This window comes from Mangrovihabitans endophyticus, from assembly GCF_014646155.1.
GTDB classification, from domain to species: domain Bacteria; phylum Actinomycetota; class Actinomycetes; order Mycobacteriales; family Micromonosporaceae; genus Actinoplanes; species Actinoplanes endophyticus.
This window is the reverse complement of the sequence record NZ_BMMX01000006.1, coordinates 196801-221832: the sequence shown is the minus strand read 5'-3', so window position 1 is coordinate 221832 and position 25032 is coordinate 196801. Positions and strand designations below refer to the sequence as shown.

Genomic DNA, 25032 nt, shown 5'->3' with positions numbered 1-25032 from the left:
CGGGGCGGGGCGGGGCGGGGCGGGGCGGGCCGGGCGGGGCGGGCGGGGCGGGGCCGGGCGGGGCGGGGTCGGGGTTAGGGGGTGGCTGTGGGGGTTAGGTGCTCGCGCAGGAAGTCCAGCGCCCGCGCCTCGTCCAGGATGCCGCCGCCCTCGTGGCCGTTGTACTCCCACACCAGGATGCGGCGCGGACCCGCGTACGCATGGAAGGCGCCGTAGACGGTGGACGGTGGGCAGGTCTCGTCCATCAGCGCCACCGAGAACAGGGCCGAGGCGCGCGCCCGGCGGGCGTGGTTGACGCCGTCGAAGTAGGCCAGTGTGCGATGCACCTGGTCCACGCTTTCCCGGTGGGTCTTCAGGTAGTCGGCGATTTCCCGGTACGGGTATTCGTCGGTGATCCGAGTGGCGCGCGGGAAGTCGCACAGGAACGGCACGAACGCCACCGCCGCGGCCAGGTCGTCGCGCAGTCCGGCGACCGCGAGCGCAAGGCCGCCGCCCTGACTGCCGCCGAGCACCGCGATCCGGCCGGAGTCGATCTCCGGCAGCGACCGGGCGGCGTCCACGGCGCGTACGGCGTCGGTGGTCAACCGCCGGTAGTAGTAGTCCGCGGGGTTCCGGATGCCGCGGGTCATCACGCCGGGCACCTGCGGGCCGGCCGGGGCCGGGTCCGGGGTTTCCCCGACGCTCCATCCGGCGCCCTGGCCGCGGGTGTCCATGTGCAGGTGCGCGAAGCCGGCCGACGCCCACAGCAGGCTGGCCAGGGCGTGCCCGCGCCCGCCGCCGTAGCCGACGTATTGCACGACGGCGGGCAGCGGGCCTTGGTGTCCGGCCGGCACCCGCAGCCAGGCGCGTACCTCCTGCCCGGCGTAGCCGCGGAACGTCACGTCGTACGTGTCGATGGTGGTCAGGCCGGTGCGTACCGGCTCCCGGCGTACGTCGATGTCGTGCGCCGCCGCCTCGGCCAGTGTGCCCGCCCAGAATTCGTCGAAGTCCGCCGGCTCGGTCTGGTCGCTGCGGTACGTGTGCAGGTCGGCGGAGGGGAGGTCGGTGAGCATGGACGGGTCCTTCCTCGGCGGCTTGGCTGACCCGTCCATGATCGCCGTCCCGGGCGGTCACGCGCTCAGCGGTCCACGAAACGCTGCATCTGCTCGGGGTACCGCTCGCCCTGCACCGGGACCTGCGCCGCGGCGTCCTCGATGCGGGCCAGATCCGCCGGCGTCAGCTCCACCTCGGCGGCGCCCAGGTTCTCCGTCAGGCGCTGCACGTTGCGGGTGCCCGGGATCGGCACGATCCACGGCTTGCGGGCCAGGAGCCAGGCCAGGGCGATCTGCGCGGCAGTCGCGCCCTTGCCGGCGGCGACCTCGCCGATCAGGTCGACGAGCGCCTTGTTCGCCCGCAACGCCTCGGGTGCGAAGCGGGGCAGGTTACGGCGCAGGTCCGAGTCCGCCAGCGGGGTGTCCGCGGTGATCTTGCCGGTCAGGAAGCCGCGGCCGAGCGGGCTGAACGGCACGAACCCGATGCCGAGTTCCTCAAGCACCGGCAGGATCTCGTCCTCCGGCTCGCGCCACCACAGCGAGTATTCGCTCTGCAGGGCGGTGACCGGTTGCACCGCGTGGGCGCGCCGGATGGTCCGCACCCCGGCTTCGGAGAGACCGAAGTGCCGGACCTTGCCCTCCTCGATGAGGGCCTTGACCGTCCCGGCGACGTCTTCGATCGGCACATCCGGGTCGACCCGGTGCTGATAGAAGAGGTCGATCGTCTCCACCCCGAGCCGCTTGAGGGAGGCGTCGGCCACCTGCCGGATGTGCTCGGGCCGGCTGTCCAGCCCGCTCTCGCGCGATCCGCCGATGGCGAACCCGAACTTGGTGGCGATCTTCACCTGGTCACGGAACGGCGCGAGGGCCTCACCGACGAGTTCCTCGTTCACGAACGGGCCGTAGACCTCGGCGGTGTCGAAGAGCGTGACGCCGCGCTCCACCGCTGCCCGGATCACCGCGATGCCGTCGGACTTCTCGGCCGCCGGCCCGAACGCATGGCTGATGCCCATGCAGCCGAAGCCGAGGGCGGAGACTTCCAGACCACCGGTGCCGAGCGTGCGCTTGTCCATCACATGCACTCCTTGGTGCTGGTCGCGAGCTTCGTCATATCCGACGCTACGTCCGCGACGGCGCGGTTCGGGAGGGTGTGTGATCACCGGTACGCCCGAACCATCCGTTGCGTGGCCTCGTCCAGGATCTCCGCGCTGGTGCCGAAGTTCAGCCGGACGTATCCCGCACCGGACGCGCCGAACCGCAGGCCGGGTTCCAGCGCCACCCGGCCCCGGTCCAGGAAGCGCCGGGCGGGTTGCTCCTCGTCCGGCCTCGCCCGGCAGTCCAGCCAGGCGAGGAACGTGCCTTCGGGCGGCGTCCAGGTGATCCACGGAAGCCGGTCGTGCAACAGCGTGCCCAGTTGCGTCCGGCGTTCGTCGAGGAAGCCCAGCAGTCCATCCAGCCAGGCGTCGCCGTGGGTGAACGCGGCGACGGTCGCCAGGACGCCGAAGTGACCGGTGCGCCAGCGTGCGTCCGGCGGGAATGCGGACGCCACCGATCGTGTGCCGTCGACGACCGCCGCGCATTTCAGGCCCGCGAGGTTGAACGCCTTGCTCGCCGAGATCAGGCTGACGCCGACGTCGGCCGCCCCGGGGAGGCTGAGGAAGGGGGTGAACGTGGCGCCCGGAAGCACCAGCGGTGCGTGGATCTCGTCGCTGATCACCGTCACGCCGTACCGGGAAGCGAGGGTGATCAGGGCGGTCAGTTCGTCGCGGGTGTGCACCCGGCCGACCGGATTGTGCGGGTTGCAGAGCAGATATGCGGCCGGGTGACTGGCGAAGGCGGTCTCCAGCGCCGCCAGGTCCAAGCGACGGCCGTCGGCGAGGGGTACCTCGCGGAGCTGCGCGCCCGCCTCCTGCACCCAGTGGAAGAACGGCGGATAGACGGGCGGGCTGATGACCACCGAGTCGCCGGGGCTGGTCAGTGCCCGCAGCAGTTCGACGGCTCCGACGCCGACGTCGGCGACCGCGGTGACCTTCGCCGGGTCCACCTGCCAGCCCCACCGCCGGGCGGCGAAGCCGGCCACCGCCTCGCCGAGATCGGCGCCGGGTATCGCGTACCCGGTGTCCGAGGACTCGACGGCGGCCCGCAGCACATCGGCGATGGCGGGCGCGAGGGGGACGTCCATCTCCGCGACGAACAGCGGCAACACGTCGTCCGGGTAGCGGCGCCACTTGGCGCTGCGACGCCGCCGCAGATGGTCCAGCGAGTCGATGATCATCGCTTCATTCTGCGGCTTCGGGCGTGCCCCGGCAGCCCCGTCGGGGTACGCCCGGCCGGAAAATTCTTCAGTCAAGACTTTTCAGTTTGAACTGAAGGATCTAGCGTCTATCGCATCATGACCGAGATGCCGATGTCCGCGGTGCACGCGGCCCGAGAGATCCGGGTGGTGTTCAGCCGCCTGCGCCGCCGCCTGCGCGAGGTGGCCGGCCTCGATGACCTCACCCCGTCACAGCTCGCGGTGCTCAGCCGCCTCGACCGTGGCGGCCCGGCCTCGATGAGCGACCTGGCCGCCGCCGAGCGGGTGCGCCCTCAGTCGATGGCCGCGACGCTCGCAGCCATCGAGCAGCACGGGTTCATCGAGCGCGCCCCGGACCCGGCGGACGGCCGCCGCCAGCTCGTCTCGCTGACCCCGGCGGGCACCGAGGCGATTCTCGGCTCCCGCCGGCAACGCGAGGAGTGGATGGCGCGGTCGCTCACCGACGACTTCACCGAGGACGAACGGCAGACGATCCTCGCGGCGCTGGAGCTCATGGACCGGCTGGTCGAGCGGTGAGTTCCGGCGTGCGCGACGAGGCCGCCTTCGACCGCAAGCTGATCGCCCCGATGGTGCTCGGCGCCATCCTGAACCCGATCAACTCGTCGATGATCGCGGTGGCGCTGGTGCCCATCGGCATCGCCTTCGGCGCCTCACCGAAGGCGACGGCGTGGCTGGTCTCGGGTCTCTATCTGGCCACCGCGACCGGGCAGCCGGTGATGGGCCGGCTGGTCGACCGCTTCGGCCCGCGGCGGCTCTACTTCGTCGGCACCGCTCTGGTGGGCGTGGCCGGGGTGATCGGCATGGTCGCGCCGTCGCTCGGCGTGCTCGTTGCCGCCCGGGCACTGCTCGGACTGGGCACCTGCGCCGGCTACCCGGCCGCCATGTATCTCATCCGCAGCGAGTCCCGGCGCACCGGCGTGGACAGTCCGGCGGGGGTGCTCACCACGCTGTCGGTGTCCGCGCAGACCGTCGTCGTGGTCGGGCCGACCCTGGGCGGGCTGCTGATCAACTTCGGCGGGTGGCGTTCGGTCTTCGCGGTGAACGTCCCGCTGGCCGTCGCCGCCCTGGCGCTGGGTGCGATCCGGCTGCCCCGCACCGAGCAGTCCCGGCAGGACGGCCGACGTCAGCCGTTCGACCTGCTGGGCATCGGACTGTTCGCCGGCATGCTGACCGCGCTCATGCTCTTCCTGATGGAGCCGTCGGTGGCGCATCTCTGGGTGCTGGCCCTGGCGATCGCGGCGGGTGCCGGCTTCGCCCTGCGCGAGTTGCGGTTCCCGGAGCCCTTCCTCGACCTGCGCGTGTTCGGCGGCAACCCGCCGTTGATCGCCACCTATGTCCGCACCCTGCTGGCGCAGACCATCGCGTACGCCGTGCTCTACGGCTTCACCCAATGGCTGGAAGCGGGCCGCGGCCTGAACGCCTCGCAGGCCGGATTGGTGCTGTTGCCGATGTCGCTGGTCGCCATCGGGGTCGCCGCGCTCACCGGTCGGCGCCAGGAGTTCCGCATCAAACTGCTGGTCGGCGCGGCGGCCCAGATCGTGGCCTGCTGCCTGATGCTGCTCCTCGGCGACGGCAGCCCGGTCTGGCTGCCGGTGCTCATCGCGGTGGTGCTGGGCCTGCCTCAGGGCCTGAACAGCCTCGCCAACCAGAACGCCGTCTATCACCAGGCGGACCCGGCACGGATCGGCGCGTCGGCCGGCCTGCTGCGCACCTTCACCTACCTCGGCGCGATGGTGTCGTCCGCCGCGTCCGGCGCGTTCTTCCACCGCCGCGCGGACACCGCCGGCCTGCACCACTTCGCCATCTTCCTGATCGTGGTGGCGGTCCTCCTGCTCATCATGGTCGTCGCGGACCGCTCGCTGTCCCGGGTCGGATCGGAACCGGACGAGTCCCGCTCGCGAGACGCGGAGGACTGAGCACCGGCGCGGCCGGTCGCGTGGGCATCCTGCCCACGCGACCGGCCGCACGGCGTACGTCAGAAGTCCCCGGCGGTGTTGCACTTGGCCTTCTGCACGATGCAGTTCTTCACCCGGGTGCCCTGGGCCGTGTTGTCCCACGCCGCGAACAGGTCGCCGTGCATGGACGAGGCCATGCCGGACGCCAGCCGGAATCCGTCGGCGCTGCCGCTGGTCGGGTACGAGATCAGGAAGGACACCGAGGGGATGGCGACCGGGTAGTCACCCCGGCAGGTGCCGTCCATCATGTAGCTGACGTGTTCCTTGTGCGACGGGCTGTCCAGGTGCTGTCCGTCCCAGCAGTCCGGGAACACCAGTTGGAACATCAGGTTCGCGGTCGAGGCGCACCGCGGCCAGTTGCCGTCCGCGCTGCGGCCGATCTCACCACCCGGTCCGGCGCAGTAGAACTGGTTCACCGAACCGGCGGGCGTGGGCGATTGCGCCCGCGCGTCCCCGGCGATCATCCGGAAGCCCTGCGGGAACGGCACCGTGTGCGTCGGGTCGACGAGCCGAGAGCCGTAGTAGACCACCACGTCCTTGGGCTGAATCGCCTGTTCGTGCTCGTACAGCGTGGGGATCCAGTAGGCGGACAGATCCTGCAGCGGACGACAACTGGTGCCGGTGTGGGCCAGTAGCGTGTCCGTCGTGGTGAAGGCGTCGGTGCTGTCGTTGCCGATGAAGGTGTGCATGTGCGAGGAGCCCGGCATGCCGGGGAAGACGATCGGGTCGTCCGTGCGGGAGTGGCTGTACGCGCAGGTCGCGTTGAACTCCGGCACCCGGACCGTCCCGGCCGGCACGGTTCGTGGGGTGAGCGCGTTGAACGCGGCCAGTTGCGCCTGCCACTTCGCCGCGTCGATCGGGATCCACCCCGGACCGTCGGCGCTGCCGCTGCCGAAGCGGAACCAGTTGATGTTGACGAAGTCGCCCGCCGCGGGGCTGGACATCACGGCATAGACCGTCTGCGCCCCGGTGGGGTGGCTCGCGGCGGTGGCGGTCAGCGTGGTCCAGCTCTGCCAGCCGCCGGTCGGGGTCACCGAGAAGCTGGCCAGCAGCGGACCGCTGGTCGAACCGGTGCGCAGCTCGATGGTGCCGGAACCGGCGGCCGACGCCACCCGAGCGGAGACCGGCAACGCGCCCGCCGGTCCAAGGTCGACGTTGTCGTACCGCATCCAGTCGCCCCGCGAGACGTAGGCGACGTTCTGGCCGCCGCCGGCGTCGGCGGTGTTCTCGATCTGCACGCCGGACTGCGCGGCGTACGACTCGGCCTGCACGGTGGTGGTGGCCGCCTGCGCGGTGACCGCCGTGGCGACGCTCGCCACCACGGCGAGGCCGAAGGCGGCGGCGAACACGCCGGCGGCGCGGGCGGGGCGGGCAGTGGACAGGGTGCGGGTGGGGAACGGGGATGTGCGCATAACGATCCTTCGCGTCGGAGGACGCCTCCCGGCTGGATCCGAGGTGGACCACGGATCCGGGGATGTGCGGGAGGACTGGCCGTCATTGCGGTCCGCACAGTATGCACACGAGGAAGCGCTTTCTTCAACGCATCCTGGATGGATGATCTTCAAACGGACTGTTTCGGGAAAGCGCTTCCGCACACGACTTCCCCGTGACCTCGGCGCTTCCCGGCCCGTGAGAATGCTTGCGCCCCGACCGGACGTCGCGGCTAACTTACGAGTGGCGGGGCGACATCACGCATGTCCGGGCACGGACAGACAAAGACCCAGCCCGATGGGGACCATGACGCTATGGGCACGCTGCAGATCCACTTCAATGCAGAGGACATGGCGAGGACGAGACTCGCCACTCGCCCCGATCCCTTGTGGGAGCTGATCGCCAGCCTGCACCGGCTGCAGACCCGGCGCGGTTACTCCTCCTACGAGGGCTGGCACGTGCGGGTGCGGCGCGACCTCGAACGCGCCGGCCTGACCGCCATGGTCCGGACCCAACTGCTGCCGCTCGTCCCGCTGGGCGGCTACTTCCCGGACTTCCTCACCCCCGGGCCGGTCGACGACCTGGACGAGGGCATCGATCTTCTGCTCGACACCGACCCGGCACGGATCCGCAGGGAACTCGGCCGGATGGCACAGCCGCCGGGCACCACCGGATGGCTGGGTGACCTCGCCGCGGCACGGTCCAGGGCGCTGCACGAGCTCGGCGCGGCGCTACGCGCCTATTTCGCGGTGGCGGTCGCACCGTACTGGGACGAGGTCACCCGGACGGTCGCCGCCGAGCGTGCGGTGCGCGGCGCCGTCGTGCTGGACCGGGGTCTGGGCTGGGCCCTGGAGGACGTCGGCCCGCTGGCCCGATGGAAGCCGCCGGTGCTGGCCGTCGACGGCTACCCCCGGGACGGCGACCTCCACTTGGGCGGTCGCGGCCTGACCCTGGTGCCGTCCTATTTCTGCTGGCGGGACCCGGTCACCCTGGCCGACCCCGAGCTGACACCCACACTGTCCTATCCGGCGCATCGGCAGCGAGTAAACCTGATGCCCGCACGAAACGGCGGACCGGGGCGTTCCGGCGGCGACGGGCAGCTCGACGGCGGCCGGGGCCTCGGGGCGCCGGGCACCCGACTGGGCCCGCTGATCGGCACCACTCGGCTGCGGGTCCTGCTCGCGACCACACATGGCGCGACCACGGGCGAGCTGGCGCGACGCGTCGGGATCTCCCCGGCGACCGCCAGCCACCACGCCACGATCCTGCGCGGCGCCGGCCTCATCGACAGCCGCCGCCAGGACAACTGCGTCGTGCACCAGCTCGCGCCGGCGGGGGCGAGACTTCTTGAGGCAAATTCCTGACACGCAGGCTTTTCGATCCTCATCGAAAGTGACTCCCGCACCGGTCCCGCCTTTCGGAACCTGATGGATGGCATCCGGCTCCGTACCGCTTTCCCGGGGATTCCCCCGTGCAGGCGCACGGCGTCGAGAGGCGCAACCGGGGGCCGAAACTCACGCAAGGGGGGACCGAGTGACAAGCCTGACAAGACTGCTCGGTGTTGCGGTGGCCGCCACGGTGACACGGTCCCGCGCGCATCGCCGCGCGCGGCTGTCGTCGTGGCCCGGACCGACAACGGTGGCGTCGGCGCGGGCATCTCCGGCGGCGATCAGGGCCGGGACCCCGGCCAAGGCTTGGCCGTGCTCGCTCCTGCGGCCGCTGCGCCGCGTACGGGCATGGTCGCCCGACCGCATCGATCTTTGGCTCGACGACGACCAGCCGCTGACCCTGCACCGGACGCGCTGACACCGCACCGGGCGGTGCGGATTTCGCCAGATCGGCACGGGGCGACACTGACGAAATCGGCCGCGACACCGGCCGGCTCCCGTTCACCCCGAACGGGAGCCGGCACGTCACCCAGGCAGGCCAGGGCCCGTCAGGCCAGGTCGAAGCGGTCCAGGCGCATGACCTTGTCCCATGCCGCGACGAAGTCGCGCACGAACTTCTCCTTGGCGTCGTTGGTCGCGTAGACCTCCGCGATGGCACGCAACTGGGCGTGCGAGCCGAAGACCAGGTCGACGGCGGTGGCCGTCCACGTAGGCTCACCGGTGACGCGGCTCCGGCCCTGGTAGGTGTTCTCCTCCTTCTCGGACGCCTTCCATTCGGTGCCCATGCCGAGCAGGTTGACGAAGAAGTCGTTCGTCAACGTCCCCGGCCGGTCGGTGAACACGCCGTGCGCGGACTGCCCCGCGTTGGCACCCAGCGCCCGCAGGCCACCGACCAGCACCGTCATCTCGGGTGCCGACAGGTTCAGCATGTACGCCCGGTCCAGCAGCAGCGTCTCCGGCGACAGCTTCTCCCCGGCGCGCAGGTAGTTGCGGAAGCCGTCGGCACGCGGCTCCAGGACCGCGAAGGAGTCGACGTCGGTCTGCTCCTGCGAGGCGTCCGTGCGGCCCGGCGCGAACGGGACGGTGATGTCGTGCCCGGCATCCTTGGCGGCCTTCTCGACGGCCGCGCACCCGGCCAGCACGATCAGGTCGGCCAGCGAGACCTTCGTGCCGCCGGGCTGCGCGCCGTTGAACTCCTGCTGCACCTGCTCCAGCTTGCCCAGCACGGTGGACAGCTCGGCCGGGTTGTTGACCTCCCAGTCCTTCTGCGGCGCGAGCCGGATCCGCGCGCCGTTGGCGCCACCGCGCTTGTCGGTGCCGCGGAAGCTCGCCGCGGACGCCCACGCGGTGGTGACCAGTTGCGAGACGGACAGGCCGCAGGCGAGCACCTTGTCCTTCAGTGCGGCGACGTCCGCCTCCGTGATCAGGTCGTGGTCCACCGCCGGGACCGGGTCCTGCCATAGCTGCGGCCCCGGCACCCACGGACCGCGGTACCGCGAGATCGGTCCCATGTCGCGGTGCAGCAGCTTGAACCAGGCCTTGGCGAAGGCCTCGGCGAGCTGGTCCGGGTTCTGCCAGAAGCGCCGTGCGATGGGCTCGTAGATCGGGTCGATCTTCAGGGCCAAGTCGGAGGTGAACATCATCGGGGCGTGCCGCTTCGACGGGTCGTGCGCGTCCGGCACGGTGTCCCGGCCCGCGTCGCCCTTGGGCTTCCACTGCTTGGCACCGGCCGGGCTAGTGGTCAGCTCCCAGTCGTACGAGAACAGGTTGTCCAGGTAGCCGTTGTCCCATTTGATCGGGTCGGTGGTCCAGGCACCTTCCAGCCCGCTGGTCATCGCGTAGGCGCCCTTACCGGTGCCGTACGAGTTTGACCAGCCCAGGCCCTGCTGCTCGATCGGGGCGCCCTCCGGCTCCGGGCCGAGGTATTCGGGCTTCACCGCGCCGTGTGCCTTGCCGACCGTGTGGCCGCCGACGATCAGCGCCACCGTCTCCTCGTCGTTCATCGCCATCCGGCCGAACGTGTCCCGGATGTCGCGGGCCGACGCCAGCGCGTCGGCATGCCCGGCCGGCCCCTCCGGGTTGACGTAGATCAGGCCCATCTGCACGGCGGCGAGGTTCTCGCCGAGATCCCGTTCGCCGCTGTAGCGCTCATCGCCCAGCCAGGTGTCCTCCGGGCCCCAGTAGATCTCCTCCGGCTCCCAGATGTCCGGGCGGCCGAAGCCGAAACCGAAGGTCTTGAAGCCCATCGACTCGTACGCGCAGTTGCCGGCGAAGACCAGCAGGTCCGCCCACGACACCGCGCGACCGTACTTCTGCTTGATCGGCCACAGCAGGCGGCGCGCCTTGTCCAGGCTCACGTTGTCCGGCCAGCTATTCAGCGGCGCGAAGCGCTGGGCGCCCTGGCCGCCGCCACCGCGCCCGTCGGCGATGCGGTAGGTGCCCGCAGCGTGCCAGCTCATCCGGATGAACAGCGGCCCGTAGTGGCCGTAGTCGGCCGGCCACCAGTCCTGCGAGTCGGTCATCAACTCGAGGAGGTCACGCCGCAGCGCCTCCACGTCGAGGCCCTTGAACTCCTCGGTGTAGTCGAAGTCCTCCCCCATCGGGTTGGACCGCTGCGCGTGCCGGTGCAGAACCGAGAGGTCCAACTGGTTGGGCCACCAGTCCCGGTTCGTCCGGGGGCGGCTCACCTGCGGAGCCGGCGAGGGGATCTCCGGGTTTTCACTTTCGCTGACGCTCTGAGTCGCGTCCTTCTTGTCAGACACGTGGGTCCTTCCGCTGTCTCGGTCGGGGTTACTGATGGCTGTGACGGTCGTCGGCGGTGCCGGTGCTCACCCGTCGGCCGGTGCGGCGCAGGTGGCGCACCGGCCCCAATAGATGACCTCGGCGTGATCCACCTCGTATCCCGCGTCGTCGGCGGGCGTCAGGCAGGCGGTGTCGCCGATCGCCCGGTCCACGTCGGCGATGGCTCCGCAAAACCGGCAGACGAGATGGTGGTGATCGTCCCCGGTGCGTGCCTCGTAGCGTGCCGCCGAGCCCATCGGCTCGAACCGCCGCAGCAGGCCGACGGCGGTCAGGGCGTGCAGGACGTCATAGACGGCCTGGTGGGATACCGCGCCGAGCTCTCGACGCACGACATTGAAGATCGATTCGGTGTCGGCATGCGGATGGTCGTGCACGGCAGCGAGGACGGCCACCCGCGGACGTGTCACGCGCAGGCCGGCCCCGCGCAACACGGCCTCGTGAGGTGGCGTCGTCGGCACGTCCGGAAGTCTGGCCCATTTTCTGGAACCAATCAAGTACACCGCGAATGTCGGGGGTGTGCGTAGGGGTACCACTCCCGGCATGAGTGCGACGAGGCGCGGCCGGCTGGGCAACGAACCACGGCCGTGTGACTATGCGACGGTGCAGGCGAGTCCGTGTGTGGCACCGCGGCGCCCGGTGCCAGGTTGAAAAAGGTTCATTGACGGACGCTAGGCGTCGAGATACCTGAGCACGGCCATCACGCGCCGGTTCTCACCCTCGGACGGTGGCAGGCCGAGCTTGGCGAAGATGTTGTTGATGTGCTTGCTGACGACCTTCTCCGTGATGAACAGTTGACCGGCGATGGCGGCATTGGACCTGCCTTCTGCGATGTGTCGCAGCACGTCGCGTTCCCGTGCGGTGAGATCGGCGAGCGGTTCCCGCCGGGCCAGCATCTGAGCGACGACCTCGGGATCGAAAGCGGTGCCGCCGGCCGCCACCTGTTGAACGTTTTGCACGAAGAGCTCCACATCCGACACGCGCTCCTTGAGCAGATAACCAACGCCTCCGCATTGGTCGGTAAGCAGTTCCCGTGCATACAGCGGCTCGACGTGCTGGGAGAGCACCAGGACCGGAAGACCAGGCACGGCAGCGCGGGCGGCGATGGCCGCCTTCAGTCCCTCGTCGGTGTAGGTCGGTGGGAGTCGCACGTCGACGACGGCCACGTCCGGTCGCAACCGCAACAGCGCCGGCAGCAGCGCAGGGCCGTTGTCGACGGCGTCGACCACGTCGAAGTCGAAAGCTTGCAGCAGACGGGTGAGCCCGTCGCGCAACAGCGTCAAGTCCTCGGCGATGACAACACGCACGGTATCTCCATGGTCACGACGGTCGGGCCACCGGCTGGGGACGACACGATCATGGTCCCATCGAACGCGTCCAACCGGCGCTCGATGCCCTGCAGGCCGGTTCCGTGCGCCGCGTCGGCGCCACCGACGCCGTCGTCACCGACCTCGACGAACAGGACGCCGTTGGCGTAGCGCATGTCCACTCGTGCGGCACGGGCGTGGCTGTGTCGGCCGAGGTTGGCCAGGGCCTCGGCCACGGCGAAGTAGACCGCCGACTCGACCGGCGTGTCGAGCCGCCCGGGCAGGTCCGCGTTCACCGCGGTGTGCACCGGCAGACCCAGTGCCAGGGCGTGGACGGCCCCCTCCAATCCGCGTTCCGCCAGCACCGGTGGATGGATGCCCCGGACCAGGTGTCGCAGTTCGACAAGCGCGGTGTTGTTCGACGCGCGCGCCTCGGCGAGCAGTTTGAGCGCGGCGCCCGGATCACGGCGAACGAGCCGCTCCGCGAGCCCGATGGTCAATCCCACCGACACCATCCGAGCTTGCGCGCCGTCGTGCAGATCTCGCTCGATGCGGCGCAGTTCGGCTGCCTGTGCGTCCAGGGCGTCGGCTCGGGTCACCGTCAGATGAGCGACTTGCAACCGCAACTCGGTGGCCCGGGTCGGCGCGAGGAAGAGTCGCGCGAACCGCAGGTCGGTGGCGCGCAGCATCGGCGCCACGAACAAGCCGAGAGCGAGGATGAACAGCCCCTGCGGAAGGGCCAACCACGCTTCGGTGAGGTTCGCCGTGGGCCAGAACATGCCATATCCGAACCACACCCCGCCCAGCAGCAGCCACAGCGGCAGCAGCCCGGCACCGGCCAGGCCGTACGCCGTGACCGCCACAGCGATCAGGCCCAGCCCCGCTCCGACCAGTGCGCCCGGGACCAGCCAGGCCAAGTCGCGCCAGGTGGCGGGATCCGTGATGATCCACCGCAGCCAGCGGCGGCTGCCCGGCCCGGCGCCCTCCGGTGCGATGAGATAAGGACGGTGCATCGGCACACCTGCTCGCGATCCGAGGCGGCGTTGCAGATCGGCACGCCATCGCACCACGCTGGTGGCCATCGCGAGAAATTCGGCGCCGAGCACCGGAATCGGACTGAGCACCAACGACGTCAGCCAGAGCGCCAGCACCGCGGGGTTGAGAAGCGCGAGGGCGACCGCGAACAGTCCGTACGCCGTGGCGCGCATGCCGGTGCGTACGTGTTCCCGGAGTGTCATGACACCATCATGGCGCTGTCTGCGTCATGTCAGATTCTGCGCCGGCAAGGGTGATAGCACCCCCGGGCGGGTGGGTCCTCCCACACCTCCCATTCTGCTTCGCGGATCGAATACTGAGACGATGACGGCAACCACAGTACGGCCGCGTGCAACGTCGGGAAGCGACTTCGCAGCCCTGAGCCGACGGGTGAACGCACAGGACTTGATGCGGCGCCAACCCGGCTACTACACGCTACGGCTGACGCTCGTGGGCCTGATGCTCGTCGGCGGCTGGGCCGCGTTCGCCCTGATCGGATCCTCCTGGTGGACCCTCCTGGTGGCGGCATTCCTAGCGGTCGCGTTCGCCCAGGCGGCGCTCGTCGCCCACGATCTCGCGCACCGGCAGGTGTTCCGCACCAAGCGCCCGAGCGAGATCGCCGGCCGGATCGCCGGCAACCTCGGCGTCGGCATGAGCTACGGCTGGTGGATGGACAAGCACACTCGCCATCACAACAACCCCAATCACGACGACCTCGACCCGGACGTGGCGCCCGAGGTGCTGATCTGGGCCACCGAATCGGCTCTCGGCCGGCGCGGGCTGGCTGCCTTCGTCACTCGCCACCAGGCCGGATTGTTCTTCCCGCTGCTGACCCTGCTGAGTACCGACTTGAAGGTGTCCAGCATCAAGGCGCTGCGGGCGGGCGTCGTCAAGCGTCCCGGCTTGGAGGCCCTGCTGCTGGCGGTGCACGCGGTGGCGTACCTGGGCGCGCTCTTTCTGCTGCTCTCCCCCTTGCAGGCGATCGCGTTTCTCGTGGTGCACCAGGCGCTGTTCGGCGTCTACCTGGGGTTGACCTTCGCACCCAACCACAAGGGCATGCCGCACCCGACCGGCGATGAGGATTATCTGCGCAAGCAGGTGCTGACCTCCCGCAACGTGCGCGGTGGACGACTCGTCGACATCGCCCTGGGCGGCCTCAACTACCAGATCGAACACCACCTTTTCCCCGGCATGCCGACGCCGAACCTGCGCAAGGCACAGCCGATCGTGCAGCGATACTGCGCGGAGATCGGCGTCCCCTATGAGCAGACAAGCCTGATCGAGTCGTACCGGCAGGCGCTCCGCCACCTCCATGCGGTCGGCGCCCCGTTGCGCGAGGCACGAAGCCGCCGTTTCGGCATGGGCGCTTGAACCGGTCACGTGCTACCTTGACCGGGTTGCAGTTTTGATTTCCTTGGACGTTGATCAACGCCTGACGGGTATCTCAGCCCATCAGGCGTTTTTTGTTCGCCAGAACACGGACGGGTGGATCAGCGCGGCGACACGCGGCGACGCACGGTGCGTCCCCGCACGAGTCGACAGGAGAAGTCATGGCTACCGGCACCGTGAAATGGTTCAACGGCGACAAGGGATTCGGCTTTATCACCCAGGACGACGGGGGCTCCGACGTCTTCGCGCACTTCTCCGCGATCGCGATGTCCGGGTTCCGCAGCCTTGAGGAGAATCAGCGCGTGGAGTTCGACGTCGAGCAGGGTGCCAAGGGGCTGCAGGCGGCGAACATCCGCCCGCTCTGATGATGCGGCCCGGCTGCTCCTCACGGAACCGCTGGGCGTGGCGGCGGCCGGCTGCCCGTGGTCGAAGATCCGCGAATGCTGCGTGATCTCCCCGGGCGGCCGGCCGTCTCCGTCGACATCGTTTTCACCCCGCTGTCAGGCTCCTCGACCTCGACAAATACACCCTCACCATCGTCGCCTGACCCGCCCCTGCCGTCCTGATACCGTTCCACGATGGAATCCGGATGGGCATGGGCCACCCAGAGCCGCTACCCCGGATTCTGCCTCAGTTTCATTCGCGATCGAGACCCCGCCACCGTGGCCGCCCGGCTCGGTGGCGGGCCTGCGACAACCTTGACCACCTACTGCTACGAAGAACGCGCACCCGTCGGCTTCCTGCCATCACGGATCCAGCAACTGTCGACCGGCACCGAACTCCTCCAGGTTGAACCTTTTTCAACCTGGCATCGAGCCCGTCGGTTGCGCGCCGTCGACCAGCGGCGGCATCTGTCGGCCTCGCCACGTTGAAAATAGGTTCATTGTCAAGGGCGGCGACGGCACCAACCTCACCTGCCGCGCCCTGCACGGCCAGCTCACGGAACGCTTCGAGCCCGGATCCACGGCCAGACCGCGAGGACACGGCCCGGCACTGCTGCGCCCTCGCGTCGAGCGCACCCTGTCCGACCATCCGGAGGTCAGCCCCCTGATCGCGGCGCTCCACGTCGTCGGCGAGCACGTCGGCGCGGTCCTCGACCGCCCGGAACTGGGCGACCCCCTGACCACGACGTTCAGCACCTTCACCGAGCCCCGCCCCGCACCGCGGTCAACGACCCGGCCCCACGGTCTGGGCAGGCACCTCGGCACGATGTCCACACTCCCCGACCCGCGCTGACGTGCGCCAAGGGCGCATCGGAGCCTAGGAGGTGCGCTTCCAGAGCACGTACTGGGATTCGCCGATCTTGCTAGCGCCGACGTAGTCGATGAATCCGAATCTGCCGTCGCTGGTGACCACGCAGTACTTACCGTTTTGGACCCGCATCCGCAGGTCGACCGAGGACCAGTCGTTGCCGGGCACCGACGTGCAGCCGGCCAGGCTCGGGTCGCCTTGTGTCCACCGGTGCAGGCGGGTGCCGTGCGCACCGGAGATCAGCAGGTAGTTGAAATCCATTCCGGAGGTGTCGTCGGAGGCGGCGAGTTCGGTGGCCGTGTCAAGGTCGACACCGATACGGCCGCGCAGCGTCGCCCAGGTCATGTTGAAGCTTCCCGATACCTCGGGGCTGTCCCCGGTGGTCGCGTCGGTCACCACGACGGTGGAGTCGACGCCGGGATCCACGTCGAGCGTGACCATGTTCTTGTAGATCAGTTCGTCGAATCTGCCGTTGAGCGCCCCCCGGATCCGGTATCCGATTTGATGCGATGTGCGGTATGTGCCAGCCACCAGGCGATCAGCCACATGCCCGCCACGGGCACTGCTATGGGCAGGAGCAGGGGCAGCCATACGCCCATGGTCACACCGGTGACCGGGACGATCAGACAGCCCGCCAGCACGCGGATCATGATCGTGGGCCGGACGTAGGAAGTGACCAGCGGCAGACAGGCGAAGGCGGTTGCGGCAAGACCCCAGAGACCACGGAAGGAAACGGTGGAGCTCAGCGCCGCGACGGACCATAGCAGCCCAGGAACGGCGGTCATGAGGACGGCCAGCCACAGCGCGTGCTGTGCCGCTGTGAGGAGGCTCGGGGGGTCGGCCCGCCGGGTGAGGATGAGCGCCACGGCGGCGAGCACGAGGAGGGCGCCGACGACGCCTGACACTGAGGCGGGCAGCACTCTTGCGGTTCCGTCGGGGCGCTGCTGTGTGTCTCCCGGCGCGATGTCGCCGCCCACCGACTGTTGGCATCCGACATCCGCGGAGACGAGCACGGTCAGACCGACTGCCGCAGTGACGGCACCACCGAGCAGCGCGGCGCACAACCCGACGGAGTACCAGAGCGCGAAGTCGGCTCCACCAAATCAACGCCGGACACAGTCAGGCGCCATCGGACCTCCCTGGACGCACTTTGAGTGCCAACGCAGAGGCTAGTTTGTGACCCCCGTCACCATCCAACGATGATGCGGCCTCGCGTCGGTCGGCCCCGTTCCGGGCCTGCAACGACGAAAAGCGCCCGACAGGGCGCCCCGGCATCGACCTATGTGGCCCGCAAGCAAACCGCCGCACGGGAACGTGTATCCAGCACCTCTCCGCCGAAAGGCCCATGTCAAGGGCTTTCGCCCACCAGGATTCCGGCGCGGTCGTGGCCGCCGGAGGCGGCATAGCGAGCCAGGACGTCCTGGCCGGAGATCTTCCCCTGTTCGATCTGCGAGATCCGGCCCTTGGTGACGCCCATCCGCTCGGCGACCTGCTGTTGGGTCAGGCCGCGAGCGCGACGGACCTCGGCCAGCCGGTGCCCGACGACAGTCGCGAGCAGTTCCTGCTTGCCGGCCTCGACCGCCGGCTCCCCGCCCGCGCGCTCGACCTGCGCGGTCCGGATGTCGCTCCAACGCGTGTAGCCGCTCATCGTTCACCCTCCTGCTCGGCCCGTTCTTTCAGGTAGGTCTCGTAACGCGGCTCGGCCAGCGGGATGGCTTCGTCGTACCACTGGTTCCACCGTCCGCTTTTGTCCCCGGCGACCAGCAAAATGCTGGAACGCCATGGGTCGAAGGCGAACGGGATGCGCACGGTGCCGGCGCGTAGCTCCTTGAGGAACCTGAGGTGCTGTGCCGTTCCTCCGCTACCGTCACCTCATCAGCGCGTGAGTGCCACCGGAAGGCAAACGCCCGCAGGCGGATCGTCAGCCTGACGTTCGACTGTGGCGACCTCCGAACGAGAAATGGCCTTGACCAGATATGAATACCTGGTCAAGGCCATGTAAAACTGTGCGCCGCGTAGGACTTGAACCTACAACCCGCGGATTAAGAGTCCGCTGCTCTGCCAGTTGAGCTAGCGGCGCTCGTCTGACAACGACGGAACGATAGCACGGCACTTTGCGGCCACTCCAACCGGTTCCGGCGTGGCTCTGCGGCGGCTCCATTTGCGGCTCCGGGGCAAAACCAGCCACCGGATGGAGCCAGATCTTGCGTCGGTAGGGCAGGATGTGCCACCGGAACGTGAGAACGGGGCTTCGACATGGTCAGCAGACGGCTCGTGACGGTGATGGCGCTGGTGGTCGGGACGCCACTGGCGCTGTCTGCGTGCAGCGACGGTGGTGGCGGCGGCAACGGCGCGTCGGCCGAGTGGCGCGGCGCCTCACCGGTGGCCGAGGCGTCTGCCGAACCCCAGCCCGCGACGACACCGGCGTCCCTCACCATCTCCCCCTCGGACGGCAAGACGGGCGTGCCGATCAGCGCGGAGATCGAGTTCGAGGTGTCCGGTGGCGAGGTCACCTCGGTCGAGCTGGCCGACTCGGGCGGCGCGTCGGTGACCGGCAAGCTGCGCGAAGACGGATCGTCCTGGGTGCCGAGCAAGCCACTGCAGCCGAAGCGGAAGTATCAGGCGACGGTCACCGCAACGAACGAAGCCGGCCAGAGCACGACGGCAAAGGCGTCGTTCACGACGATGTCCGAGCCGGGTAAGCGTACGGGCACCGGCCTTTACCTGTTCGACGACAAGACGTACGGGGTGGCGATGCCGGTGGTGGCGGAGTTCAGCCCGGGCATCAAGAAGGCGGACCGGGCGGACGTGCAGCGCCGGATGTTCGTGCAGACCGATCCCCCGCAGGCGGGCACCTGGTCCTGGACGTCGAGCGGCTCGCAGGCGTACTACCGGGCACCGCACTACTGGAAGCCGGGCACCACGCTGACCGTGCGGCTGGCGCTGGACGGCGTACCGACCGGCGGCGGGCGCTACGGGGACCGGGACCGGTCGGCGACCGCCAAGATCGGCCGCAGCTTCGAGATGAAGGTGGACAACGCCACCAAGAAGATGACGGTGGTCCAGGACGGCACGACGGTGCGCACCATGCCGGTGAGCCTGGGCAAGCCCAGCACGCCGTCGTCGAGCGGGACGATGGTGGTCATGGAGAAGAAGGCGTCCACCGTCTTCGACACCACGGACACCGACGGCGACGACGGGTACGTCACGGACATCGAATACGCCCAGCGACTGACCTGGAGCGGTCAGTACATCCATTCCGCCCCATGGTCGGTCAGCGCCCAGGGCAGCCGCAACGTTTCGCACGGTTGCGTCAACGTCTCGCCGTCGAATGCCCGGTGGCTGTTCGACAAGACGCTGATCGGCGACCCGGTGACGGTCAAGGGCACGAGCGACAAACTGGTCTACGGCAACGGCTGGACGCCGTGGAACCTGAGCTGGGACGAGTTCGCGAAGGGCAGCGCCCTGCCCGTGCCGGACGATCTCGGATAGGACTCGGATGTGTCACACGTACGTGACATGAGGCCCGTATCCGGCGTGCGGCACGAATCCGGGATTGGTCGGCCCGGCATTCATGGAGCAGGATGGAGCGCCAGACGCAGATGCGGTGAGGGGATCATGGACATCAGTGGGATTCGGTCAACGGGCGGCTTCGGGCCGCGGCGCTGGCGAACGCTTGCCGCAGTGGCGGCGGCCGGCATCGTCCTGCTGAGCGCCGGATGCAGCGGCGGCCGGTCGCCCTCCTGGCAGGACGGCGGTTCGGCAGGTGACGGCGCGGGCAGCGGCGCCGCTCAGTCCGCCTCTCCCCCGCCGCCGGAGAGCACCGTGGCGGTGACCTCGCCGGAGTCGGGCGCGACGGACGTGATCGCGGTCACCGATGTGAAGTACAAGAGCGAGGACCCGGAGAACACCAGCCTCACGGTGACCGGCGCCGACGGCAAAGAGGTGGACGGCACCCTGGACAAGGATGATCAGGTCTGGCACCCGAGCAGTGCCCTGGCGTACGGCGAGACCTTCACCGTCAAGGTGAACGGCACCGCCTCCGGGGACAAGATCGGCACCGCGTCCAGCACGTTCACGACCATGGCGAAGCCGTCGAATCTGGTGCGCGTGTCGAGCTTCCTGGGCGACAACCAGACGGTCGGCGTGGGCATGCCGCTGATCATCAAGTTCGGGCGCTCGATTCCGGAGAGCTACCGGGACGACGTGCAGCGCCGGATGACGGTGACGGCGAAGCCGGCTCAAGAGGGCATCTGGCACTGGATCAGCCCGACCGAGGTGCACTACCGACCCAAGGAGTACTGGAAGCCGTACACGAAGATCTTCTATAAGGTGCAGCTAGCAGGCGTCCCGATGGGCGACGGATGGTACGGCCGTTCCGACCTCACCGTGGACATGAAGATCGGGCGCTCCTTCACGATGACCGTGTCGAACAAGACCAAGAAGATGACGGTCAAGCAGGACGGCACGACGATCAAGACGATTCCGGTCAGCCTGGGCAAGAAGAGCACACCCTCGTCCAGCGGCACCATGGTGATCATCGAGAAGAAGCGGCACACGGTGTTCGACACCACCGACGAGCTGCCCAAGGAAGACGCGTACCGCACCGAGATCGACTACGCGCAGCGAATCACCTGGAGCGGTCAGTTCATCCACGCGGCGCCGTGGTCGGAGGGTGTGCAGGGCAAGGAGAACGTCTCGCACGGCTGCGTGAACGTCTCGATGAAGATGGGCGAGTGGCTCTTCTCGCGCACCCTCATGGGAGACCCGATCACGGTCAGTGGCACCGATCGGCCGCTGCAGAACGGCAACGGCTGGACCGATTGGAACATGAGCTGGTCGGAGTACAAGAAGGGCAGCGCCATCTGATCATCGCCACATAACCTGTTGTGGTGGCGCGATCACTTTCCGCACCAGCCCTGTTCGTACGGCTCCTGCTGGCCGGCGGCATCGCCCTGACCGGCACGGCGTGCTCCCCGGACGGGGCCACGGATGCGTCCGCCGCGTCGGCCGCGCCGGGCGGCATGGATGATCTCCAGCCGACGTCGAGCGACGCACCCGGCGTGGACGCGTGCAGCCTGTTGAAGCGGGCCGTCGACGAGGGAACCCTGATGGAGCCGGGCGTCGTCGACGCCATCGTGCGCATCAGCGGCCGCGCGGACGCTCCGGTCGCCGACGCGGGGCGGAGGCTTGCCGCGGCGTACGCGTCGGCGGCCGGAGCACACGGAACGGAGGACGAGCCGGACGCCGTGGCGGGGGTGAGCGCGGCAGGCGCGGATATGTCCTCGGTGTGCACGGACAGCGGACTCGAAACGGTCGGCTGACCTGCCCGAAAGCATCGAGCCCGGTCCACCACCGGCGAACCGAGCTCGAACATCACATGGGGTGATCGACGGGATTCGAACCCGCGACCCCCGGGACCACAACCCGGTGCTCTACCAACTGAGCTACGACCACCATGCATCCGCGGGGCAACCCCCGCGTCCTGCGCCGGACAATCATAGCCACAACCGGTGCGGCCCGGTCGAGCGGGTTCCGGCGCGGCGCTGTGTCCTACAACTCGGCAGCGATGGCCTTCGCTTCGTCCACGTCCGGACCGGGCAACGGCACGAAGATCGCCTGACGGTAGTACTGCAGCTCACGAATGCTTTCGCGGATGTCGGCCAGGGCTCGGTGTGCGAGCCCCTTGGCCGGCTGACCGAAGTAAACCCGCGGATACCAGCGGCGACACAACTCCTTGATCGAGGACACGTCGATCATCCGGTAGTGCAGGTGAGAGTCGAACGCCGGCATGTCACGAGCGAGGAAACCCCGGTCAGTGGCGATCGAGTTGCCGCACAGCGGCGCGGAGCCCGGGTTGGGGACGAACTCCTTCACGTACGCCAGGACGGCCTCCTCGGCCTCCGCCATGGTGACGGTGGACCGCCGGACCTCCTCGGTCAGCCCGGACTTGGCGTGCATCTCGCGAACCACGCCGGGCATCGCGTCCAGCGCCGCGTCGTCCGCATGGATCACCAGGTCGACGCCCTCGCCCAGGACATTGAGATCCGGGTCGGTCACCAGGGCAGCAACCTCGACCAACTTGTCCTTGCCTAGGTCGAGACCGGTCATCTCGCAATCGACCCACACCAGAAGATCCGCCACACCCGTCAGCCTACGCTCAGCGCTGCCGACGCGCCCCGACCTCCTCGGCAGCCACCCTTCCGGGCGGATTGGTCACTATATGATCGGTTTTCGCCGCAGACTTCCCACTCAGGGTTCGACGGACTAAAATGGTCTTAGCGGACGAACCCCCCAACGGTTACTCCGTTCCCCGGTTGGGCCCTCCGCGTCGGCAGCGCGGAGGGCCCACGGGCACGCACCGAGTGAGGGATATCGAGACCCGGCACGTTGCGCGCCGTTGACCAGCGGTGGCATCTGCCGGCCTCGCCACGTTGAAAAAGGTTCATTGCTGCGCGTCGTCTAGGCGCGAAGGCTGCCTCCGTACATGCGGAGGCAGCCTTCGGCAGGTGCTCGATCTACTCGGCAGTGGTGTTATGCGTCGTCCGCGTCCGGCTGGCGCTTGCGCTTGGCAGCCGTGCCGGAGAGCAACTCCGCCGCCTCGGCCATGTAACTCGACAACCGCGGCGAGGCATGGGCGTCGCCGTCCGCGGCGCGCTGGTCCGGTGCGGACGGCGTGGCAGGGGTTGCCGGGGCCGCGGGCGCAGTCGACGCGGCGGGCGTGGCAGCGGCCCCGGCTGACGGCTGGCCCAGAACGTGCCGTCCCAGTCCGCCGGGCCGGTTGCTCGTCGAGCGTGACCGGGACGCGGCCGGTCCGCGGCCGTTGTCGGGCCTGGTGATGGGCGATGAGGACTTCGCCGCGCCCCTGGCCGTCGTGGGGGCGCCGCCCTCGCCGTTGCCGCCGCGCCGGGCTGCAGGGGTGCGTTGCCCTCCGCGCCGGGCCGCCGGGGTCGGCTGCTCGCCGCCGGCACGCCGCTCGTCGCCGACACGCTGCCCGGCCGCAGGGCGGGACTCGGCCGCCGCAGGACGGGACTCGGCCGGGGTGGGGTTCGTGTCGGCGGGACGCTCCGTTTCGGCGTCCTTGGCGGCATCGCCACCCGTCGCCGTGCGCGCCGCAGCATCGCCACCCGTCGCCGTGCGCGCCGCAGCGTCGCCACCCGTCGCCGTGCGCGCCGCGGTGCCGCCGTCCGCCTCACCCGTGGGGGCGCTGGGGGCAGCGGGTGTCGCAGACGTGCCCGGCCCGGACGGCCTGTTCGGCGTGGACGGGCCGGTCGGGTTGGCGGGACGCGCCGGTGACGGCACCGTCGGACGCGGCGGCGCCGGCGCGGTTGTCGCATCGGCGACGGATCCGTCCTTCGCGGGCTGCCCGACCCGGGGAGAGTCGGCGCGGGTGAGGCCGCTCGCCCAGGCGCCAGCCGTCCGCCCCGGCTCGCCGGATTCGCCGGTCTCGGCCGACTCGCCGGACTCGTCGGACCCAGCCGGCTGAGTGGGCTCAGCGGACTCAGCCGACCCAGTGGACTCAGCCGATCCGGTCTGCTCGATCGGCTCGGCGGACCCAGCGGACCCGGCCGACCCGGTTCCTGGGGCCGACACCGGCTCGGTGTCGCCGCAAGCCGGCTCGGTGTCGGGTGCGGAAACCGCCGAACCGGTGGCGGAGGCCGCGCCTTCGGGCGTGTCGTCCACGGCCGGGCCTTCGGGTGCGGCTTCGGACTCCGGTCCGGCCGGTGCGTCCTTGGAGCGTGCCGCCGCCGCGGCCGCCGCGGCCAGGGCTTCGGTCTCGCGGGCACGGACTGCGGAGTTCGCCGCCTTCCACGCGCCCACGGCGGACGCCTCGAAGACCGGGGCGTCCGGTGCCTCGTGGGGCCGCCGACGTGCGGGGCGACCCGTGGTGCGGCCGAACAGCGAATCGGCGGCTCGAGCCAACGCCTGGGAGGCGGGGCGGGCGACCGCCGGGACCGAGGCGGCCGACGGGACGGCTACCGCCGGGACCGAGGCGGCCGACGGGACGGCTACCGCCGGGACCGAGGCGGCCGGGGAGGCGGGGTCCTTTCCGGCGAGCGCGGCCGATCGCGGTGCGGCGATGAGGCTCAGCGGCTCGCCCGGGGCGGGCTTCGCCGCGCCGGTGGCTGCCCCGGCGCCGGCCGGGGCGGAGGGCAGAGTCGGCGACGACGGGGTCACCTGGGCGGGCACCGCCGAGGCGCCGGGTTTATCCGCGGCCGACACCGGCTCCGGGGACGTGGTGCGGCCGGATACCCGGGCGATCGTCGGGGGCCAGGTCAGCCGGGGCGGGGCGGGCTTGCCGGCCGCGTCGGCGAGCGTCCTCGGGCGATTTGCGAGAGCGTGCCGACCCCCGGCGCCACGGCTGCTGGGCAGCGGAGCGCCGATGACCCGGACCAGTTCCGGCACCTGGCTCGGCTCGACGACATAGACGATTTCCCGGCGGCGTCCCGGCCAGAGCAGCACCACGATTCCCCCGGCGACGAGCATGCTTCCCAGCACGAGCAACGACCAGGTGCTGGAGTTGAGCCAGCCGGGACGGATCTCCGCGGTGCCGGTGAATTCGAGGCCCGGCTCCGCCCCCGGGTTCATCACGACGAGGCTGTAGTCCTGGCCCACCTGTCCGGGCGTCCAGTCGAGGCGTCCACTTCCGGTACGCAGCCAGAACTTCTCCTGGCTGGGCAGGACCGCGGGGGCGCGGGTGCCGTCGACCCGCCGCGAGGCGAGCGGCAGCGCGCCGGTGCCGATGTCGACTGACCGCACCGAGACGTGCGGCACGTTGCCGAGGTATTGCGCCACCCGGTCGCGCGGCGCGATGCCGATGAAGGCGCGGCCTTCGGCGGTGGACGCGGTCAGGCTCAGGCGCGTGTCACCGAAGCGCGCGAACGGCGCGTCCGCCCGCAGCAGCGCGTCCATGTCCTCGACGACCACCGCATAGCCGGTGGTGGAGAGCCGCTGCAACGCGCCGCTGTAGGAACCTCCGGCGTCGCGGTGCTGCAGGGCGGCCCAGAATCCGGCGCCGATCAGCAACGCCTGCAGCCCCACGATGAGCATCAGCATTCCGACGATCGTGCGGAACACCCGCATTCTTCTCGCCTCCCTCTCCGGCCAGACTGCACAGACCATACCGATCTA

The 25032-nt window shown here is 69.7% G+C and carries 22 protein-coding genes, 2 tRNA genes and 1 pseudogene; 9 read left to right on the top strand and 16 right to left on the bottom strand.

Features of this window, described 5'->3' with window-relative positions; genetic code table 11:
* Window positions 1-74 precede the first annotated feature (74 nt).
* The 3 genes from IEY73_RS11055 to IEY73_RS11045 all read right to left on the bottom strand — a co-directional run bounded on the left by IEY73_RS11055 (window position 75) and on the right by IEY73_RS11045 (window position 3306).
* On the bottom strand, window positions 75-1052 hold the full coding sequence (locus IEY73_RS11055) for an acetylxylan esterase (RefSeq protein ID WP_189079040.1): 978 nt from the start codon (window positions 1050-1052) through the stop codon (window positions 75-77).
* Window positions 1053-1117: 65 nt separating this feature from the next.
* Entirely contained in the window at window positions 1118-2104 is a 987-nt protein-coding gene (locus IEY73_RS11050; RefSeq protein ID WP_189079039.1) for an aldo/keto reductase, read from the bottom strand.
* 83 nt (window positions 2105-2187) lie between these two features.
* Complete coding sequence (locus IEY73_RS11045; RefSeq protein ID WP_189079038.1) at window positions 2188-3306, bottom strand: MalY/PatB family protein; 1119 nt, start codon at window positions 3304-3306, stop codon at window positions 2188-2190.
* Window positions 3307-3423: 117 nt separating this feature from the next.
* Between IEY73_RS11045 and IEY73_RS11040 the strand changes: the two genes are divergently transcribed.
* Together IEY73_RS11040 and IEY73_RS11035 are read left to right on the top strand one after the other, a co-directional pair.
* Window positions 3424-3861, top strand: coding sequence for a MarR family winged helix-turn-helix transcriptional regulator (locus IEY73_RS11040; protein ID WP_189079037.1), 438 nt, complete (start codon window positions 3424-3426; stop codon window positions 3859-3861).
* Window positions 3862-3869: 8 nt separating this feature from the next.
* Window positions 3870-5261: an MFS transporter gene (locus IEY73_RS11035; protein ID WP_229715749.1), complete on the top strand. Its 1392-nt coding sequence runs from the start codon at window positions 3870-3872 to the stop codon at window positions 5259-5261.
* Between the two features lie 59 nt (window positions 5262-5320).
* Here the strand turns inward: IEY73_RS11035 and IEY73_RS11030 are convergent, their stop codons facing one another.
* Entirely contained in the window at window positions 5321-6712 is a 1392-nt protein-coding gene (locus IEY73_RS11030) for a DUF1996 domain-containing protein (protein WP_189079036.1), read from the bottom strand.
* A 369-nt stretch (window positions 6713-7081) separates the two neighbouring features.
* Between IEY73_RS11030 and IEY73_RS11025 the strand changes: the two genes are divergently transcribed.
* Window positions 7082-8095, top strand: a complete 1014-nt coding sequence (locus IEY73_RS11025) for an ArsR/SmtB family transcription factor (RefSeq protein WP_229715748.1) — start codon at window positions 7082-7084, stop codon at window positions 8093-8095.
* Window positions 8096-8667: 572 nt separating this feature from the next.
* On the opposite strand, the gene katG is transcribed toward IEY73_RS11025, so the two are convergent.
* The 4 genes from katG to IEY73_RS11005 all read right to left on the bottom strand — a co-directional run bounded on the left by katG (window position 8668) and on the right by IEY73_RS11005 (window position 13463).
* Window positions 8668-10881 carry a catalase/peroxidase HPI gene (katG, locus tag IEY73_RS11020; protein ID WP_189079034.1) on the bottom strand — a complete coding sequence of 738 codons (2214 nt, stop codon included), beginning with the start codon at window positions 10879-10881 and terminating at the stop codon, window positions 8668-8670.
* Between the two features lie 66 nt (window positions 10882-10947).
* Entirely contained in the window at window positions 10948-11379 is a 432-nt protein-coding gene (locus tag IEY73_RS11015; protein WP_229715747.1) for a Fur family transcriptional regulator, read from the bottom strand.
* Between the two features lie 210 nt (window positions 11380-11589).
* Entirely contained in the window at window positions 11590-12225 is a 636-nt protein-coding gene (locus IEY73_RS11010; protein ID WP_189079032.1) for a LuxR C-terminal-related transcriptional regulator, read from the bottom strand.
* Entirely contained in the window at window positions 12198-13463 is a 1266-nt protein-coding gene (locus tag IEY73_RS11005) for a sensor histidine kinase (RefSeq protein WP_189079031.1), read from the bottom strand. The genes IEY73_RS11010 and IEY73_RS11005 overlap by 28 nt, the downstream gene beginning before the upstream one ends.
* A gap of 121 nt (window positions 13464-13584) precedes the next feature.
* On the opposite strand from IEY73_RS11005, the gene IEY73_RS11000 reads away from it, so the two are divergent.
* From IEY73_RS11000 to IEY73_RS10990, 3 genes are all read left to right on the top strand, one after another.
* Entirely contained in the window at window positions 13585-14631 is a 1047-nt protein-coding gene (locus IEY73_RS11000) for a fatty acid desaturase family protein (protein ID WP_189079030.1), read from the top strand.
* Between the two features lie 179 nt (window positions 14632-14810).
* Window positions 14811-15014 (top strand): cold-shock protein, encoded by a 204-nt coding sequence (locus tag IEY73_RS10995; protein WP_189079029.1) that lies wholly within the window; start codon window positions 14811-14813, stop codon window positions 15012-15014.
* A gap of 213 nt (window positions 15015-15227) precedes the next feature.
* Complete coding sequence (locus IEY73_RS10990) at window positions 15228-15521, top strand: hypothetical protein (protein WP_189079028.1); 294 nt, start codon at window positions 15228-15230, stop codon at window positions 15519-15521.
* Window positions 15522-15909: 388 nt separating this feature from the next.
* Here IEY73_RS10990 and IEY73_RS10985 read toward each other — a convergent pair whose 3' ends face one another.
* The 5 genes and pseudogenes from IEY73_RS10985 to IEY73_RS10965 form a co-directional block, all read right to left on the bottom strand.
* Complete coding sequence (locus IEY73_RS10985) at window positions 15910-16341, bottom strand: hypothetical protein (RefSeq protein ID WP_189079027.1); 432 nt, start codon at window positions 16339-16341, stop codon at window positions 15910-15912.
* A gap of 11 nt (window positions 16342-16352) precedes the next feature.
* Complete coding sequence (locus tag IEY73_RS10980; protein ID WP_189079026.1) at window positions 16353-16964, bottom strand: adenylate cyclase; 612 nt, start codon at window positions 16962-16964, stop codon at window positions 16353-16355.
* A 284-nt stretch (window positions 16965-17248) separates the two neighbouring features.
* Window positions 17249-17548, bottom strand: coding sequence for a helix-turn-helix domain-containing protein (locus IEY73_RS10975; protein WP_189079025.1), 300 nt, complete (start codon window positions 17546-17548; stop codon window positions 17249-17251).
* Window positions 17545-17733, bottom strand: a pseudogene (locus IEY73_RS10970) (type II toxin-antitoxin system RelE/ParE family toxin); the annotation flags it as partial. The gene IEY73_RS10975 and the pseudogene IEY73_RS10970, both read right to left, overlap by 4 nt.
* A gap of 174 nt (window positions 17734-17907) precedes the next feature.
* A tRNA-Lys gene (locus IEY73_RS10965) sits at window positions 17908-17980 on the bottom strand.
* Between the two features lie 176 nt (window positions 17981-18156).
* Between IEY73_RS10965 and IEY73_RS10960 the strand changes: the two genes are divergently transcribed.
* The 3 genes from IEY73_RS10960 (at window position 18157) to IEY73_RS10950 (ending at window position 21224) form a co-directional block, all read left to right on the top strand.
* The gene (locus IEY73_RS10960; protein ID WP_189079023.1) at window positions 18157-19392 is read left to right on the top strand and encodes a L,D-transpeptidase; all 1236 of its coding nucleotides are present in this window, start codon (window positions 18157-18159) and stop codon (window positions 19390-19392) included.
* Window positions 19393-19518: 126 nt separating this feature from the next.
* The gene (locus IEY73_RS10955) at window positions 19519-20769 is read left to right on the top strand and encodes a L,D-transpeptidase (RefSeq protein WP_189079022.1); all 1251 of its coding nucleotides are present in this window, start codon (window positions 19519-19521) and stop codon (window positions 20767-20769) included.
* A gap of 23 nt (window positions 20770-20792) precedes the next feature.
* Window positions 20793-21224 (top strand): hypothetical protein, encoded by a 432-nt coding sequence (locus IEY73_RS10950; protein ID WP_189079021.1) that lies wholly within the window; start codon window positions 20793-20795, stop codon window positions 21222-21224.
* Between the two features lie 57 nt (window positions 21225-21281).
* Here the strand turns inward: IEY73_RS10950 and IEY73_RS10945 are convergent.
* The 3 genes from IEY73_RS10945 to IEY73_RS10935 form a co-directional block, all read right to left on the bottom strand.
* Window positions 21282-21357: transfer RNA gene (locus IEY73_RS10945), tRNA-His, on the bottom strand.
* A gap of 96 nt (window positions 21358-21453) precedes the next feature.
* Complete coding sequence (gene orn, locus IEY73_RS10940; protein WP_189079020.1) at window positions 21454-22044, bottom strand: oligoribonuclease; 591 nt, start codon at window positions 22042-22044, stop codon at window positions 21454-21456.
* Window positions 22045-22434: 390 nt separating this feature from the next.
* Entirely contained in the window at window positions 22435-24957 is a 2523-nt protein-coding gene (locus IEY73_RS10935) for a hypothetical protein (RefSeq protein WP_189079019.1), read from the bottom strand.
* Window positions 24958-25032: the final 75 nt, after the last annotated feature.

Bases quoted from the DNA above. Each gene is read 5' to 3' on its own strand.
- IEY73_RS11005 (WP_189079031.1), bottom strand. From the start codon at position 13,463: ATGACACTCCGGGAACACGTACGCACCGGCATGCGCGCCACGGCGTAC.
- IEY73_RS10990 (WP_189079028.1), top strand. From the start codon at position 15,228: ATGGAATCCGGATGGGCATGGGCCACCCAGAGCCGCTACCCCGGATTC.
- IEY73_RS10955 (WP_189079022.1), top strand. From the start codon at position 19,519: ATGGACATCAGTGGGATTCGGTCAACGGGCGGCTTCGGGCCGCGGCGC.
- IEY73_RS11000 (WP_189079030.1), top strand. From the start codon at position 13,585: ATGACGGCAACCACAGTACGGCCGCGTGCAACGTCGGGAAGCGACTTC.
- IEY73_RS11040 (WP_189079037.1), top strand. From the start codon at position 3,424: ATGACCGAGATGCCGATGTCCGCGGTGCACGCGGCCCGAGAGATCCGG.
- IEY73_RS10935 (WP_189079019.1), bottom strand. From the start codon at position 24,957: ATGCTGATGCTCATCGTGGGGCTGCAGGCGTTGCTGATCGGCGCCGGA.
- IEY73_RS10975 (WP_189079025.1), bottom strand. From the start codon at position 17,548: ATGAGCGGCTACACGCGTTGGAGCGACATCCGGACCGCGCAGGTCGAG.
- IEY73_RS11025 (WP_229715748.1), top strand. From the start codon at position 7,082: ATGGCGAGGACGAGACTCGCCACTCGCCCCGATCCCTTGTGGGAGCTG.
- IEY73_RS10985 (WP_189079027.1), bottom strand. From the start codon at position 16,341: ATGGTCACGCTCGACGTGGATCCCGGCGTCGACTCCACCGTCGTGGTG.
- IEY73_RS10960 (WP_189079023.1), top strand. From the start codon at position 18,157: ATGGTCAGCAGACGGCTCGTGACGGTGATGGCGCTGGTGGTCGGGACG.
- IEY73_RS11055 (WP_189079040.1), bottom strand. From the start codon at position 1,052: ATGCTCACCGACCTCCCCTCCGCCGACCTGCACACGTACCGCAGCGAC.
- IEY73_RS11050 (WP_189079039.1), bottom strand. From the start codon at position 2,104: ATGGACAAGCGCACGCTCGGCACCGGTGGTCTGGAAGTCTCCGCCCTC.
- IEY73_RS11045 (WP_189079038.1), bottom strand. From the start codon at position 3,306: ATGATCATCGACTCGCTGGACCATCTGCGGCGGCGTCGCAGCGCCAAG.
- IEY73_RS10995 (WP_189079029.1), top strand. From the start codon at position 14,811: ATGGCTACCGGCACCGTGAAATGGTTCAACGGCGACAAGGGATTCGGC.
- IEY73_RS11030 (WP_189079036.1), bottom strand. From the start codon at position 6,712: ATGCGCACATCCCCGTTCCCCACCCGCACCCTGTCCACTGCCCGCCCC.